Annotated in this window: 10 protein-coding genes; 5 read left to right on the forward strand and 5 right to left on the reverse strand. The window is 72.2% G+C overall.

Annotated elements, in window-relative coordinates; all coding sequences use genetic code 11:
* Nucleotides 1-136: 136 nt before the first annotated feature.
* Both ABZ479_RS12675 and ABZ479_RS12680 read left to right on the forward strand, forming a co-directional pair.
* Nucleotides 137-871, forward strand: a complete 735-nt coding sequence (locus ABZ479_RS12675) for an MBL fold metallo-hydrolase (protein WP_500461589.1) — start codon at nt 137-139, stop codon at nt 869-871.
* Between the two features lie 30 nt (nt 872-901).
* Nucleotides 902-1,732, forward strand: coding sequence for a DUF3097 domain-containing protein (locus tag ABZ479_RS12680; RefSeq protein ID WP_500461590.1), 831 nt, complete (start codon nt 902-904; stop codon nt 1,730-1,732).
* A gap of 509 nt (nt 1,733-2,241) precedes the next feature.
* Here ABZ479_RS12680 and hemW read toward each other — a convergent pair.
* Together hemW and ABZ479_RS12690 are read right to left on the reverse strand one after the other, a co-directional pair.
* Nucleotides 2,242-3,474: a radical SAM family heme chaperone HemW gene (hemW, locus tag ABZ479_RS12685; RefSeq protein ID WP_500461591.1), complete on the reverse strand. Its 1,233-nt coding sequence runs from the start codon at nt 3,472-3,474 to the stop codon at nt 2,242-2,244.
* A 1,008-nt stretch (nt 3,475-4,482) separates the two neighbouring features.
* Nucleotides 4,483-6,318, reverse strand: coding sequence for a SpoIIE family protein phosphatase (locus tag ABZ479_RS12690; protein WP_500461592.1), 1,836 nt, complete (start codon nt 6,316-6,318; stop codon nt 4,483-4,485).
* A 239-nt stretch (nt 6,319-6,557) separates the two neighbouring features.
* On the opposite strand from ABZ479_RS12690, the gene ABZ479_RS12695 reads away from it, so the two are divergent.
* Together ABZ479_RS12695 and ABZ479_RS12700 are read left to right on the forward strand one after the other, a co-directional pair.
* The gene (locus ABZ479_RS12695) at nt 6,558-10,664 is read left to right on the forward strand and encodes a HAMP domain-containing protein (protein WP_500461689.1); all 4,107 of its coding nucleotides are present in this window, start codon (nt 6,558-6,560) and stop codon (nt 10,662-10,664) included.
* Between the two features lie 56 nt (nt 10,665-10,720).
* Nucleotides 10,721-11,260, forward strand: a complete 540-nt coding sequence (locus tag ABZ479_RS12700) for a response regulator (RefSeq protein WP_500461690.1) — start codon at nt 10,721-10,723, stop codon at nt 11,258-11,260.
* A 57-nt stretch (nt 11,261-11,317) separates the two neighbouring features.
* Here ABZ479_RS12700 and ABZ479_RS12705 read toward each other — a convergent pair whose 3' ends face one another.
* The 3 genes from ABZ479_RS12705 to lepA all read right to left on the reverse strand — a co-directional run bounded on the left by ABZ479_RS12705 (nt 11,318) and on the right by lepA (nt 15,751).
* Nucleotides 11,318-13,192, reverse strand: coding sequence for an AMP-dependent synthetase/ligase (locus tag ABZ479_RS12705; protein ID WP_500461593.1), 1,875 nt, complete (start codon nt 13,190-13,192; stop codon nt 11,318-11,320).
* A 233-nt stretch (nt 13,193-13,425) separates the two neighbouring features.
* Nucleotides 13,426-13,683: a hypothetical protein gene (locus ABZ479_RS12710; RefSeq protein ID WP_018556619.1), complete on the reverse strand. Its 258-nt coding sequence runs from the start codon at nt 13,681-13,683 to the stop codon at nt 13,426-13,428.
* A gap of 202 nt (nt 13,684-13,885) precedes the next feature.
* Complete coding sequence (lepA, locus tag ABZ479_RS12715) at nt 13,886-15,751, reverse strand: translation elongation factor 4 (RefSeq protein WP_500461594.1); 1,866 nt, start codon at nt 15,749-15,751, stop codon at nt 13,886-13,888.
* 236 nt (nt 15,752-15,987) lie between these two features.
* On the opposite strand from lepA, the gene rpsT reads away from it, so the two are divergent.
* A complete protein-coding gene (rpsT, locus tag ABZ479_RS12720; RefSeq protein WP_499598887.1) occupies nt 15,988-16,254 on the forward strand; it encodes a 30S ribosomal protein S20 in 267 nt (88 codons plus the stop codon).
* Nucleotides 16,255-16,290 lie beyond the last annotated feature (36 nt).

Below are 16,290 nucleotides of genomic sequence, written 5' to 3' on the forward strand. Positions count from 1 at the left end.
TGCCAGTTTTCCCCAAGTCAGTGTACGGCGGGGTGGCAAGACCTCGGCAAGGGCCCGTCCACGGGTCCGGCCCCGGGACGTCCTTGACCGGCCACCGTAGCGGGCGCCGGGCCGGTCGCGGGGATACCGTCGCGTTGTGGAGACCACACCGACCCCGCCGGGCTCCCCCGGCGGCTGGGAACAGCTCGCACCGGGGGTCGCGCGGCGGCGGCTGCCGTTCCTCGACGTCACCGTCGGGGTCGTGGTCGGCGACGGGGGCGTGCTGCTGGTCGACACCGGTTCCTCCGTCCCCGAGGGCGCCGGACTGCGCCGGGAGGTCCGCGAACTGACCGGGCGGGACGTGACGCACATCGCACTGACCCACGGCCACTTCGACCACGTCTTCGGCACCGCCGCCTTCGAGGGCGCCGAGGTCTTCGGCGAGATGACCCTCGACACCTACCTCGACCGCGAGCGCTTCTCCCTGGGCCGGGACGCCGTCGGGCACGGCGCCGCGGAGGCCGAGTCCGCACAGGCGGTGGAGGCGCTCGTGCGCCCCGGCCGGCTCGTGGACGGCTCGTACGAACTCGACCTCGGCGGCGACCGGCAGGTCCTGCTGGTCCACCCGGGTGAGGGACACACCACGCACGACCTGGTGGTGGTCGTACCGGGCACGCCGCCCGTGGTCTTCTGCGGCGACCTCGTCGAGGAGTCCGGCGAGCCCCAGGCCGGGCCCGACGCCGCCCCGCACGCCTGGCCCGCCGCCCTGGACCGGCTGCTCCTGCTGGGCGGCGAGACCGCGCTGTACGTGCCGGGCCACGGCGCCGTCGTCGACGCCCGCTTCGTCCGCGCCCAACGGGACGCGCTCGCCGCCCGGTTCGGATCCGCTTGAGCCGCGCACCGCGCGGATACGATCCCTGGCATGCGCAGCCGCAGCTACGACCCCGACCTCACCCCGCCGTGGAAACGGCCCGCGACACCCGCGCCCGAGGTCGCGGCCGAGCGTGACCTGGTGGTGGAGGAGGTGTCCACCGGCTTCTGCGGCGCGGTCGTGCGCTGCGAGAAGACCGCCGAGGGCCCCACGGTCACCCTCGAGGACCGCTTCGGCAAGCACCGCGTGTTCCCGATGGCCCCGCGCGGCTTCCTCCTGGAGGGCCGCGTGGTCACCCTCGTGCGGCCCTCCACCGCCGCCCCCGCGGCCGGGCCGCGGCTGACCGCCTCCGGCTCGATCGCCGTCCCCGGCGCCCGGGCCCGGGTCGCCCGGGCGGGCCGGATCTACGTCGAGGGCCGCCACGACGCGGAACTGGTCGAACGGGTCTGGGGCGACGACCTCCGCGTCGAGGGCGTCGTCGTCGAGTACCTGGAAGGCGTCGACGACCTCCCCGCCATCGTCGCCTCCTTCGAGCCCGGCCCGGACGCCCGCCTCGGCGTGCTCGTCGACCACCTCGTGCCCGGCAGCAAGGAGTCCCGCATCGCCGCGCAGGTCACCGGCGAGCACGTCCTGGTCGTCGGCCACCCCTACATCGACGTCTGGGAGGCCGTGAAGCCCTCCTCCCTCGGCATCCCCGCCTGGCCGGCCGTCCCCCGCGGCCAGGACTGGAAGACCGGCGTGTGCCGCGCCCTGGGCTGGCCCGAGAACACCGGCGCCGCCTGGCAGCGCATCCTGGGCGCCGTCCGCTCCTACCGGGACCTGCAGCCGGAACTGCTGGGCCGCGTGGAGGAGCTGATCGACTTCGTCACGGCCCCGGGGTGAGCCCCGGCAGGACCCCGAACTCCGACGTGTCCGGCACGACGTCGACCACGGGCAACCGCACCGACTCCCCGAACTTCCGGGTCCGCTCGGCCCGGTGGTCGGCCTGCTCGCCCGTGCCGGCGGGCTCGGTGAGGACGACGCACGTGGCACTTGGCGGCCAGGGGGTCGACGATCACGTAGACGGGGACCTTCCCGGCGGCGTACAGCGACCGCGACGGGGACCTTCCCGGCGGCGTACAGCGACCGCTCGACGACGTGGTCCCGGTGGGTGCTGGTCCGGGAGACGACCTCGGCGAGCAGGCTGACCGCCCACGACGGCAGCAGGCGCCCCGATGCGGGGCCCGCACCGCGTCTGCGAGCGCCTCCAGCGCGTGCGGCGGACGGTCATCCTCGTGGCCCTCCGCTTCCCGCCGCCGCATACACGGAGGCAGCTTGCGAACAGCGTAGGGAGGCACTACCGGTATGTGCGGTGCCTCACTCCGGCGAGTGATCGGGCCGGCCCGGGAGGCTCAGTCGACCAGGTCCCTGACGACGGCGTCGGCCAGCAGCCGGCCGCGCAGCGTGAGGACGGCGCGGCCCTCGCGGTAAGGACCGGTCTCCAGGAGACCGTCCCTTACGGCGCGCTCCGCGGCCCCGGCCCCCGCCGGGGCCAGCACGTCGAGGGGGCAGCCGTCGGACAGCCTCAGCTCCAGCAGGATCCGCTCCACCCGGCGGTCCTCCGCCGCCAATACCTCACGGCCCGCCCCGGGACTGCGCCCCTCGGCAAGCGCCGCCGCGTACGCCGCCGGGTGCTTCACGTTCCACCAGCGCACCCCGCCCACGTGGCTGTGCGCCCCCGGCCCGGCGCCCCACCAGTCCGCGCCGGTCCAGTACAGCTCGTTGTGACGGCACCGGGCCTCCTGCGAGGTCGCCCAGTTCGACACCTCGTACCAGCCGTACCCGGCCGCCGCCAGGCGCTCCTCCGCGATCAGGTAGCGGTCCGCGTGCACGTCGTCGTCCGTCATCGGCACCTCGCCGCGCCGGATCCTGCGCGCCAGCTGCGTGCCCTCCTCCACGATCAGCGCGTACGCCGACACATGGTCCGGCCCCGCGGCGATCGCGGCGTCCAGCGACGCCCGCCAGTCGTCGTCCGACTCCCCGGGCGTGCCGTAGATCAGGTCCAGGTTGACGTGCTCGAACCCGGCCGCCCGCGCCTCCGCCACGCACTCCTCCGGGCGGCCCGGCGTGTGCCGCCGGTCCAGCACCTGCAGCACGTGCGGCCGGGCGCTCTGCATCCCGAACGAGACCCGCGTGTACCCCCCGGCCCGCAGTTCCTCCAGGTACGCCGGGTCCACGGACTCCGGGTTCGCCTCCGTCGTGACCTCCGCGCCCTCCGCCAGGCCGAACTCGTCCCGGATCGCCCCCAGCATCCGCGCCAGGTCCGCCGCCGGCAGGAGCGTCGGCGTCCCGCCGCCGACGAACACGGTCTCCACGCGCCGGGGGTCGTCGCCCAGCACCTTGCGGGCCAGCCGGATCTCGTCGACCAGGGTGTCGGCGTAGTTCTCCCGGGAGGCGAGCACCCCGCCGGTGCCGCGCAGCTCGGCGGCGGTGTACGTGTTGAAGTCGCAGTAGCCGCAGCGGGTGGCGCAGTACGGGACGTGCAGGTAGAACCCCAGCGGGCGGGACTGCGCGTCGCGCAGGGCGGTCGGCGGGAGCGCGCCGTCCTCGGGCATCGGCTCCCCGTCGGGCAGTACGGATGGCATGCCCCCCATTGTCCGCCATCCCCTCCGGGGGCGGCTGCGCCGGGCTGCCCGGTGGAGTGTGTGCGGGTCCGTTGCGCCTGCGGGCGGCTGCGCCGCGCCACCTGGTTGCTTGCGTGCACGTTGTGTGCGCCTGCGGGCGGCTGCGCCGGGCCACCTGGTTGCTTGCGTGCACGTTGTGTGCGCCTGCGGGCGGCTGCGCCGGGCTGCCCAGTGGAGTGTGTGCGGGTCCGTTGCGCCTGCGGCGGGCGTCCACCCGCCCTCCCGCCCGATTGCCCGGCGCGATTGGTGCGGGCCTCGCACCGTGTGTTGGGGTCGGCGCCGCGCCGGCGCACGTCCTCAACGCTCGCGGTTTACGTCAACATCATTCGGCACCGCACTTAACCGCTCGTCGTTTCCGGGCGCGCCCCGACACACCCCCTCCCGAGGTATGGGCGCACAACGGCCGGTGGGGGTGTGAGGGCAGCCCGGGGGCGCCCCGAACCGCTCACTTGCCCCACGGCCCCGCGGTTCCAGCCCCGCATCATTCGGCACCGGGTCTGTCGCCCGCATCCCCCAGCCTTCGGTCAGGGGGAGCACCCCGCCACACCCCCTTGCCCTTGTGCGGGCGCAGGGTGTCCCGTTGGGGGTGCGTCGGACAGGTGCGGTGCCCCGGGCTGCCTTCTGACCACCCACCGGCCGTTGGCCGCGGAACCGGCGGAGGGGGTGGGGGAGTTGGGGGCACCCCCAGCCGAAGGCTGGGGGAGGGTGGGCGTTCTGGACGCTGACGTGTATTTGATGTGCGGCAGAGACGGCACCGACGAGTGCTGCCCGCCATGCACATAAATATGCGGTACAGAATGCCCACCCCGGAGGCCCCGCCCCCGGCCCACCCAGTCACAGAGCGCACGCCCGCACCAATCGCGCCGGGCAATCGGGAGGGAGGGTGGGGGAGAAACCTCAACCGCAGCCACACACAACCCGCACACGACAACAGGCCGCAACCAACGACCCGGCACCGCGTAGCGCCCCTCACTGGGCCTGAAGCACGAGCACCGCGAGATCGTCGTCCGGCGGCGCCACGTCGTATTCGTGCACCGCCCGCCGGATCCGCTCCGCCACCCCCGCCGCCCCGAGCCCGGCGCAAGCCGCCAGCACGGCCGCGAGCCCGTCGTCGTCGTCGAACTGCCGGCTCCCGTTGCGCCGCTCGGTCACCCCGTCCGTGACGCACAGCAGCGTGTCCCCGGGAGCCAGCCGGAACGATTCGCTGCGGTACCGCGCGTCGTCCGTGATCCCCAGCAGTATCTGCGGCACCGCCGCGGGCCGTACCGCGCCGCCGCCGGTGAGGAGCAGCGGAAGGGGGTGCCCGGCACTGGCCAGCGTGCACAAGGCACCACCCGGGCCACCCACCCCCGGTCCGGCCCCCGGCCCAGCCCCTTCCGGCACGATCTCCCCGTACAGCAGGGACAGGAAGCGCGGCCCCACGTCCCACCCCGGCCCGAGCGCGTCGCCGAGCGTGGCCGCCGCGGCCTCGTCCGCGAGGGCCCGGTTGAGCCGGTCGAGGACCTCCGCGACGCCGTAGCCCTCGCGCGCGAGGAGCCGCATGACGGGCCGGGCGAGCCCGGTGACCGCTGCCGCCTCGGGGCCGTTGCCCTGGACGTCGCCGAGGGCGAAGCACCAGCGGCCGCCGCCCGCCGGGAAGAGGTCGTAGAAGTCGCCGCCGACGACGTCCGCACGCGTGGGCTCGTAGACGACGGCCGTGTCGACGCCCGGCACCGCGCCCAGCCCCGCGGGCAGCAGGCCGCGCTGCAGGACCCGGCTGATCATGGCCTGCCGCGCGTACTGGCGGGCGGTGCCCACCGCGAGCGCGACGCGGCGCGCGAAGTCCTCGACGAGGCCGACGACCTCGTCGGGGAAGCGCGTCAGCCCGGTGCGCCCGAGCAGCAGCGTGCCGTGGCTGCGACCGCCGGTGACCAGGGGGCACGCCAGCGCCGCGCCGAACGCGTCCGCGCCCTGGCCCGTGGCGGGCCACGGCCAGGGCACGGCGCCGGCGCGGCCGCCGGGCGGTGGGGGTTCCTTCTCCAGCACCATGCGCAGCCCGTCGATGCGGCTCTCCGCCGCGTGCCAGACGCGCGCCAGGCGCGGCTCGGCGCCCTCGGGCCCGTCCCCGGAGAGCCAGACGGCGCACCAGTCGGCGAGCCGGGGCACGAGCAGCTGCCCGGCGAGGGAGGCGACCATGTCCTCGTCGAGCTGCCCGGCGAGCAGGTCGGAGGCCTCGGCGAGGAAGGAGAGCGAGCCGCGGTTGATCCACTCGCTCTCGTGCCGCCGCGGCAGGCGGGAGGCCGTCGGCGCGAGGATCTCGGTGGCGCGCAGCCCGCACAGCAGGGCGCGGTCGGCCTCGGGCGGGGGCGTCTGCCCGGGTGCGCGGTCGGTGGCCAGGCGGCACCAGATGGTCTTGAGGTCGCGCCGGTAGGTGATGCCCCACTCCTCGGAGAGCGCGGCGACGAGCTGCAGCCCGCGCCCGCCGTCGCGGCCCTCGCGGGCGAGTTCCGCGCGGTCGCGGACGACCCGGGCGGGGTGGTGGTCGGAGACCTCGACGACGAGGCCGTCCTCCTCGCGGCCGCCGTACGCCGCGCCCTCCAGCCGGCAGAGCAGCTCGACGGTGGTGCCGGCGTGGATGACCGCGTTCGTGACGAGCTCGCTCACGAGCAGCACGGCGTCGTCCACGAGGTGGTCCCCGACGCTCTCGGCCGGCCAGGGTTCCTCCGCGGTCCACTCGGCCAGCGCGGCGCGGACGAACCTCCGTGCCGCGGAGGCCGCCAGCTGGTTGCCGGGCAGGCTGGTACGGGAGACGAACTCCCGTGGCATGGACTCTGGCCCCACTGTGCGGCTCCCGAGCAGATCCGGCATTGCGCCCTTAACGGCACGGACAGCGTGACAGACTGAGCGCGCTCATAAGCGCCGAGTCACCGAAGAAGGCCGTCATGGCTCTTAAATCGGCTGTTCCCGCCCCGAAAACCACGGCTCCCGCGCGTCCGCGTGTCGTCGACCCGCCGCCGGACGGTGAGTGGATACGCGCGGCGGAACTGCGGCCGCTGCTCACGGCGATGCGCTCGCTGTGCGACGGCGACTTCCGGGTGCGGCTGGCCGACGGGACGGAGGGGGTGCTGGCGGAACTCGCCGGAACGTTCAACCGGATCGTCGCCCGGGAGCAGCACTTCACGGCCGAACTGGGCCGGGTCAAGCGGGAGGTCGTACGCCGGGGCAGGCTGGACGAGCGGCTCGCGGAGAGCCCGGGGCAGGGCTCCTGGGCGGTGAGCGTGCAGGCGGCGAACTCCCTGATCGACGCGCTGGTCATCCCGGCGGCCAACGCCACCCGCGTGCTGGACGCCGTGGCGGGCGGCGACTTGACCCAGCGGGTGGACCTGCACGACGGCAACCGGCCGCTGCGCGGGGACGTGCGCAGGCTCGGCCGGGCGGTCAACCGCATGGTGGACCAGCTGTCGCTGTTCACCGGCGAGGTGACCCGGGTGGCCCGCGAGGTCGGCACCGACGGCCGGCTCGGCGGCCGGGCCAAGGTGCGGGGGCTGTCCGGCAGTTGGCGGGACGTGACCGAGGCGGTCAACACGATGGCCGCCCGGCTGACCGCCCAGGTGCGCGACATCGCGCTGGTGACGACGGCGGTGGCGCGGGGCGACCTGACCCGCCAGGTGACGGTCGAGGCGACCGGTGAGCTGCTGGAACTCAAGCTCACCGTGAACACCATGGTGGACCGGCTCTCGGCCTTCGCGGACGAGGTGACCCGGGTCGCCCGCGAGGTCGGCACCGAGGGCCAACTGGGCGGCCGCGCCCAGGTCCGCGGCGTCTCGGGGGTCTGGAAGGACCTCACGGACAACGTCAACTTCATGGCGTCCAACCTCACCTCCCAGGTCCGCAACATCGCCCAGGTGACGACGGCGGTCGCCAACGGCGACCTCTCGCAGAAGATCACGGTCGACGCGCAGGGGGAGATCCTGCAGCTGAAGTCGACGATCAACACGATGGTCGGCCAGCTCTCGGCCTTCGCCGACGAGGTGACCCGGGTCGCCCGCGAGGTCGGCACCGAGGGCCAACTGGGCGGCCGCGCCCAGGTCCGCGGCGTCTCGGGGGTCTGGAAGGACCTCACCGACAACGTCAACTTCATGGCCGACAACCTGACCTCCCAGGTCCGCAACATCGCCCAGGTCGCCACCGCCGTCGCCCAGGGCGACCTCGGCAAGACCATCGCCGTGGAGGCCAAGGGCGAGATCCTGGAGCTCAAGGACACCATCAACACGATGGTCGACCAGCTCTCCGCCTTCGCCGACGAGGTGACGCGCGTGGCCCGCGAGGTCGGCACCGAGGGCAACCTCGGCGGTCAGGCCCAGGTCCGCGGTGTCTCCGGGGTCTGGAAGGACCTCACCGACAACGTCAACTTCATGGCGTCCAACCTCACCTCCCAGGTCCGCAACATCGCCCAGGTGACCACGTCGGTGGCGAACGGCGACCTGTCGAAGAAGATCACGGTCGACGCCCGCGGCGAGATCCTGGAGCTCAAGGACACCATCAACACGATGGTCGACCAGCTCCGCGGCTTCGCCGACGAGGTGACCCGGGTCGCCCGCGAGGTCGGCACCGAGGGCCGGCTCGGCGGCCGCGCCCAGGTCCGCGGCGTCTCCGGCGTCTGGAAGGACCTCACCGACAACGTCAACTTCATGGCCGACAACCTGACCTCCCAGGTCCGCAACATCGCCCAGGTCGCCACCGCCGTCGCCCAGGGCGACCTGTCGAAGAAGATCGACGTGGACGCGCGCGGGGAGATCCTGGAGCTGAAGACGACCATCAACACGATGGTGGACACGCTGTCCTCCTTCTCCTCGGAGGTGACCCGGGTCGCCCGCGAGGTGGGCAGCGAGGGCCAGCTGGGCGGCCAGGCCCGGGTGGAGGGCGTGTACGGCACGTGGAAGCGCCTGACGACGGGTGTGAACGAGCTGGCCTCCAACCTCACCACCCAGGTGCGGGCCATCGCCGAGGTGGCCTCCGCGGTCGCCCAGGGCGACATGTCGCGCAGCATCGCGGTCGAGGCGCAGGGCGAGGTCGCCGAGCTGAAGAACAACGTCAACCTGATGGTGGCCAACCTGCGCGAGACGACCCGCGCCAAGGACTGGCTGGAGTCCAACCTGGCCCGCCTGGCGGGCCTGATGCAGGGGCACCGCGACCTGATGGAGGTCGCCGACCTCATCCTGCGCGAGCTGACCCCGCTGGTGAACGCCCAGTACGGGGCGTTCTTCCTGGCAGAGACGGAGGCCGCCCGGTGCGGCACCGCCCAGCCGCGGGCGCCGCGCGGGCTGGCCTTCATCGCGGGGTACGGCTCGGCGCAGGGCGCCACGGTGGACACCCCGGGCATGCCCGGCCACGGGCTGGTGCGGCAGGCCGCGATGGAGAAGAAGCGCATCCTCCTGGAGGAGACGCCGCCGGACTACATCACGATCAGCTCGGGTCTCGGCGAGGCCGCCCCGGCCAGCGTCGTGATCATCCCCATCCTCTTCGAGGACGAGCTGCTCGGCGTCATCGAGCTGGCCTCCTTCTCCCGCTTCTCCGACGTCCACCTGGCCTTCTTCGACCAGTTCGTCAGCACCATCGGCGTGGCGATCAACACGATCATCGCCAACTCCCGCACGGAGTCGCTGCTGTCGAAGTCGCAGCGGCTCGCCCAGCAGCTCCAGGAGCGCTCGGACGAACTCCAGCGGCAGCAGGGCGAGCTGCAGCGCTCCAACGCCGAACTGGAGGAGAAGGCGGCCCTGCTGGCCACCTCCTCGCAGTACAAGTCGGAGTTCCTGGCCAACATGTCGCACGAGCTGCGCACTCCGCTCAACTCGCTGCTGATCCTCGCCCGGCTGCTGGCGGACAACCCGGACGGGCACCTGTCGGAGCAGGAGGTGCACTTCGCGACCACGATCCACCGCTCCGGCTCGGACCTGCTGCAGCTGATCAACGACATCCTGGACCTGTCGAAGATCGAGGCGGGGCGGATGGACGTCCGCCCCAAGAAGCTGCCGCTGATCAAGCTGCTCGACTACGTGCACGCCACCTTCCGGCCGGTGACCCTGGACCGCGGCCTCACGTTCGACGTCACCGTGGGCGAGGACGTGCCCCGCGAGATGTTCTCGGACGAGCAGCGGCTGCAGCAGGTGCTGCGCAACCTGCTCTCCAACGCGATCAAGTTCACCTCCCAGGGGCGGGTGGAGCTGCGGGTGTCGCGCTGCGAGGGCGCCGACGACCTGATCGCCTTCGCGGTGCGCGACACCGGCATAGGCATCCCCGGCGACAAGCTGCCGGTGATCTTCGAGGCCTTCCAGCAGGCGGACGGGACGACGAACCGCAAGTACGGCGGCACCGGGCTGGGCCTGTCCATCAGCCGGGAGATCGCGGGGCTGCTCGGCGGCCGCATCGTCGCCGAGAGCCGGCCCGGCCGGGGCAGCACCTTCACGCTCTACGTCCCGGCGGTGTACGCGGGCCACGGCGGCGCCGGCGAGCCCGAGCCGCAGCACGGCCCGGCGGACGCCCCGCACGAGGCCGAGGGCTGCCCGGCGCCGGCGGCCACGGCGTACGACGCCGATCGCCGGACGCCGGACGCGGGCGCCGTGACGGGCGCCGGCACCTGCGTGGTCCCGCCGGACGCCACCTGGCCCACCTCGAACCGGATCGACGAGTGGCGGGACGGCCTCGCCGGCCGGGTCCTGGCCGGCAACCGCGTGCTCATCGTCGACGACGACATCCGCAACGTCTTCGCCCTCACGCACGTCCTCGGCCGGATCGGGATGCCCGTCCTGTACGCGGAGAACGGCCGCGAGGGCATCGAGACCCTGGAGCGGAACCCCGACGTCGCCCTGGTGCTGATGGACATCATGATGCCCGAGATGGACGGGTACGAGACGATCGAGGCCATCCGCCGCACCCCGCGCTTCGCCGCGCTGCCGATCATCGCCCTGACGGCGAAGGCGATGCCGGGCGACCGCGAACGCTCCATCGCCTGCGGCGCCAGCGACTACGTGCCCAAACCGGTGGACGTGGACCGGTTGCTGCACGTGGCGCACCTGCTGCTCGACCCCGGGGCGGGACGGGACGACGGGCGGGCCCGCCCAGGTCCCGGCGGCCCGGGCGGCTCCGACGACCCCGCGGGGCCCGCGTCGTGACGACGGGCCGCACCGGCACGGTCACGGGGAAGGCGGGCATCCTCCTCGTCGACGACATGGAGGACAACCTGGTCGCCCTGGAGGCCGTCCTCGGCATCCTGGACCAGCCGCTGGTACGGGCCCGTTCCGGGGAGGAGGCGATGAAGGCGCTGCTGCGCCAGGAGTTCGCGGTGGTGCTGCTGGACGTCCTGATGCCCGGCATGGACGGCTTCGAGACCGCGGCGAACATCAAGCGCCTCGACCAGACCAAGGACATCCCGATCATCTTCCTGACCGGGAACGACCTGGACACCACCTTCGCCTTCCGCGGCTACGCCACCGGCGCGGCGGACTACCTGACCAAGCCCTTCGACCCGTGGGTGCTGCGGGCGAAGGTGACCGTCTTCCTCGAACTGCACCACAAGACCCGCCAGTTGCGGGCACTGCTGGCGCGCGACCGGGACCGGCTGGAGGCGATCGAGCAGCGCCTCGCGGCCGTCGAACGGCAACTCGCCGCCGACGGCCGCCCGGACGTCGCCGCGCTGGCCCGGCGCGTGGCCCGGCTGGAACGCGCGCTGCACGGCGTGGACCTGCCGGGCCCCCGGGCGGGCGACTGAGGGGGCGGGGCCGCCCGGGTCCTGCCGCCCGCCGGTCGGCCCGCTCGGTCCTCCCGCTCAGTCCTCCCGCGTGCCGGCGTACATGTCGTCGATCAGGTCCTTGAACTCCCGCTCCACGACGGGCCGCTTGAGCTTCAGGCTCGGCGTGAGGTCGCCGTGCTCGACGTCCAGGTCGCGCGGCAGGATGCGGAAGGTCTTGATCTGCTGCCAGCGCTGCAGCTCCTCGTTGACCCGCCGCACGTAGCCGTCCATCAGGGCCCGAACCTGCTCGGAGCCGACGACCTCCGCGTAGCCCCTGCCCTCCAGCCCGTTCTCCTTCGCCCAGCCGAGGATGGTGGGCTCGTCCAGGGCGAACAGGGCGGTGCAGAAGTTGCGGTCGGCGCCGATCACCAGGATGTTGCTGATGAACGGGCAGGCCGCCTTGAACTGGCCCTCCACCGCGGCGGGCGCGATGTACTTGCCGTTCGAGTTCTTGATGATGTCCTTCTTGCGGTCGGTGATGGTGAGGTACCCGTCCGCGGAGAGCTCCCCGATGTCACCGGTGTGGAACCAGCCGTCCGACTCCAGCACTTCGGCCGTCTTCTCGGGCAGCCCGTGGTAGCCCTGCATGATGCCGGGGCCGCGCAGCAGGATCTCGCCGTCCTCGGCGATGCGGACCTCGGTGCCGGGCAGCGGCTTGCCGACCGTGCCGGTCCGGTAGGCCTCGCCGGGGTTGACGAAGCTGGCGGCGCTGGACTCGGTCAGGCCGTAGCCCTCCAGGATGTGGATGCCGGCGCCGGAGAAGAAGTAGCCGATCTCCGGGGAGAGGGCGGCGGAGCCGGAGACGCAGGCACGCAGCTTGCCGCCGAAGGCGTCGCGGAGCTTGGCGTACACCAGGCGGTCGGCGACGGCGTGCTTGGCGGCGAGGCCGAAGGGCGCGCTCGCGTTGCCGGTGCGGCGGCGGTTGTCCTGGGTGGCCTTGGCGTACTCGCGGGCGACCTCGGCGGCCCACTTGAAGATCCGGTACTTGGCCGCGCCGCCGGCCCGGGCCTTGGCGGCGACGCCGTTGTAGACCTTCTCGAAGATGCGCGGGACGGCCGCCATGTAGGTGGGCTGCACCACCGGCAGGTTCTCGATGATCTTGTCGACCCGGCCGTCGACGGCCGTCACGTGGCCGATGGTGATGTGCCCGGCGGTGAGCACCTTGCCGAAGACGTGCGCCAGCGGCAGCCAGAGGTACTGGACGTCGTCCGCCTCCAGGAGCCCGTTCGCCTGGATCGCGCGGGCCATGTACGCCCAGCAGTCGTGCGGCAGCCGTACGCCCTTGGGGCGGCCGGTCGTGCCGGAGGTGTAGATGAGGGTGGCCAGCTGGTCCTTGGTGATCTCGCCCACGGTCTTGCGGACGGCCTCGGGGTTCTTCTCCAGGTAGACCTTGCCGCGCTGCTCCAGCTCCGTCAGCGACAGCGCCCATCCGTCGTCCCCGAGGTCGGCGCCCTCCGCGTCGACCACCACGACGTGCGCGAGCTCCGGCAGCTCGGCGCGGCGCTCGACGGCCTTGGCCAGCTGCACGGCGTTCTCGGCGATCAGCACCCGGCTGCCGGAGTCGGCCAGGATGAAGGCCGTCTCGTCGGCGTTGGTGGTCGGGTAGACGGTGGTGGTCGCCGCGCCGGCGCAGAGCACGCCGAGGTCGGCCAGGATCCACTCGACCCGGGTGGCGGAGGCGATGGCCACCCGCTCCTCGGGGCGGACACCCAGGTCCATCAGGCCCGCGGCGACGGCGTGGACCCGGTCCGCGGCCTGCTTCCAGGTGAGCGACCTCCAGGACTCGGCACCACCGTCCGACGCCACCGGGAAGCGGTAGGCCTCGGCGTCCGGCGTCGCCTCGACGCGCTCCAGGAACAGGTTCGCCACGGAGGGCGGCCGGTTCTCGATCAAAGTCTGCGTGTCGGTCACGACAACCTCCGGGGGCCCGCCTCTTAGCTGGGTGACTCGTGAGTAACTACCGAGTGGTGATCAGAGTAGGGAATCGGCGCCCGCTTGGTAAGGGGCCGCGGCCACCGCGATGCAACCGTGACGACCAGCGGATGGCACCTACACATAACGGCGGGCCCTCCCGGAATCCGGGGAGCCCGCCTTCCGGCCACCGCTCCGGCCACCCACCGGCGGCACCGCGGGGAACGCGGCGCTCAGCCGCCGATGGGCAGACCGCCGATCATGCCCTTGGTGCCCCCGGTCTTGCCCGCGCCGCCGAGCAGCTCGCCCGTCTTGCCGGTGACCGCCTTCAGACCGGTCTTGGCGACCTCGTCCTTGGCGTCCAGGATCTTCATCGGCCCGTTGCCGAGCGGGAGGGCCTCCCCGGCGAAGGCGGGGGACGCGGCGGCACCGGCGGCGCCCAGCGCGATCACGGAACCGGCGACGACGGCCGCGGCCTTCGAGTACTTCACTTCACATTCCCCTTCCACAGCGGCGCCTTTCGCCGCTGTCACGATGAGTAACGTCGGGGACTCCCGGCAGAAACCGCGCGGGCCGGGGTTTTTGCCAATCACCCGAATGCCGGACCGCTCATACGAAAGGGCGCCTGCCCGGTAATCGGACAAGCGCCCTTCCTGTGCGCCCGGTTGGGCCGCGTCGGCCGGCCCGCGCCGGCTACTTCTTCTTGGCCGCGCCCTCGTCGCTGGAGAGCACCGCGATGAAGGCCTCCTGCGGCACCTCCACGGAACCGACCATCTTCATCCGCTTCTTGCCCTCCTTCTGCTTCTCCAGCAGCTTCCGCTTACGCGAGATGTCACCGCCGTAGCACTTGGCGAGGACGTCCTTGCGGATGGCGCGGATGGTCTCGCGGGCGATGACCCGGGAGCCGATGGCCGCCTGGATGGGCACCTCGAAGGCCTGCCGCGGGATGAGCTCGCGCAGCTTGGCGACGAGCCGCACACCGTAGGCGTACGCCGCGTCCTTGTGCGTGATCGCCGAGAAGGCGTCCACCTTGTCGCCGTGCAGCAGGATGTCGACCTTGACCAGGCTGGAGGTCTGCTCGCCGGTGGGCTCGTAGTCCAGGGAGGCGTAACCGCGGGTCTTGGACTTCAGCTGGTCGAAGAAGTCGAAGACGATCTCGGCGAGCGGCAGGGTGTAGCGGATCTCCACCCGGTCCTCGGAGAGGTAGTCCATGCCGAGCAGCGAGCCGCGCCGGGTCTGGCAGAGCTCCATGATCGCGCCGATGAACTCGGTGGGCGCCAGGATCGTGGCCCGCACCACCGGCTCGTACACCTCGGAGATCTTGCCCTCGGGGAACTCGCTGGGGTTGGTGACGACGTGCTCGGCGCCGTCCTCCATCACCACGCGGTAGACCACGTTGGGGGCCGTCGCGATCAGGTCGAGACCGAACTCGCGCTCCAGCCGCTCGCGGATCACGTCCAGGTGGAGCAGGCCGAGGAAGCCGACGCGGAAACCGAAGCCGAGGGCCGCGGAGGTCTCCGGCTCGTACACCAGGGCGGCGTCGTTGAGCTGGAGCTTGTCCAGCGCGTCGCGCAACTCCGGGTAGTCCGAGCCGTCCAGCGGGTAGAGGCCCGAGAACACCATCGGTTTGGGGTCCTTGTAGCCGCCCAGGGCCTCGGTGGCGCCCTTGTTCTGCTGGGTGATCGTGTCACCCACCTTGGACTGGCGGACGTCCTTCACGCCGGTGATCAGGTAGCCCACCTCGCCGACGCCGAGGCCGTCGGCCGACAGCATCTCGGGCGAGTTGGTGCCGATCTCCAGCAGCTCGTGGGTCGCGCCGGTCGACATCATCCTGATGCGCTCGCGCTTGCTGAGCTGGCCGTCGACGACCCGGACGTAGGTGACGACACCGCGGTAGGAGTCGTAGACCGAGTCGAAGATCATCGCGCGGGCGGGCGCGTCGGCGACGCCGACCGGGGCCGGAACGGTCTCCACCACGCGGTCCAGCAACGCCTCGACGCCGAGGCCGGTCTTGGCCGAGACCTTCAGCACGTCGGAGGGGTCGCAGCCGATGAGGTTGGCCAGTTCCTCGGAGAACTTCTCGGGCTGCGCGGCCGGCAGGTCGATCTTGTTCAGCACCGGGACGATGGTGAGGTCGTTCTCCATCGCCAGGTAGAGGTTGGCCAGCGTCTGCGCCTCGATGCCCTGGGCGGCGTCGACCAGCAGGACCGTGCCCTCACAGGCCGCGAGCGACCGGGAGACCTCGTAGGTGAAGTCCACGTGCCCCGGGGTGTCGATCATGTTCAGGATGTGCGTCCTCCCCTGACCGGCGCCCTCGGTGGGCGCCCAGGGCAGACGGACGGCCTGGGACTTGATCGTGATGCCGCGCTCGCGCTCGATGTCCATCCGGTCGAGGTATTGGGCGCGCATCTGCCGCTGATCCACCACACCGGTCAGCTGGAGCATCCGGTCGGCAAGGGTCGACTTGCCGTGGTCGATGTGCGCGATGATGCAGAAATTGCGGATCAGCGCCGGGTCGGTACGGCTCGGCTCCGGCACGTTCGAAGGGGTCGCGGGCACGCAGGGTCCTGTCTCTTGAGGCGCCTGTCGCCTCTGGTCGGATCGATACGTATGGCTCCCATAGTCCCATGGCCGGGGCCCACGGCCGTGCCGGGCGGTGCGGGAAGGGCCGCGGGACCCGCCGCCGGCCACCGGTTTGGGCGGCGCAGCGGCCGACTGCTAACCTGGGCAGTCGCGTCTCGTGCCCTCTACCCGAGGCGCGAACCCCATCAGATCACACCTGAGAAGGCTCTTTCGTGGCGAACATCAAGTCCCAGATCAAGCGCAACAAGACCAACGAGAAGGCGCGCCTGCGCAACAAGGCCGTCAAGTCCGAGCTCAAGACCGCCATCCGTCGCACCCGTGAGGCCGTGGCCACCGGCGACGTCGAGAAGGCGACCGAGGCCGCGCGCCTCGCCTCCAAGAAGCTCGACAAGGCCGTGAGCAAGGGCGTCATCCACAAGAACCAGGCCGCCAACAAGAAGTCGGCGCTGGCCCTCAAGGTGGCGGCCCTCCAGGGCTGAACCTTCCCGTAGCGGTACCCGCCGGCGAGGACACAG

The sequence above is a fragment of the Streptomyces sp. NPDC005722 genome (genome assembly GCF_040630935.1).
Lineage (GTDB): Bacteria > Actinomycetota > Actinomycetes > Streptomycetales > Streptomycetaceae > Actinacidiphila.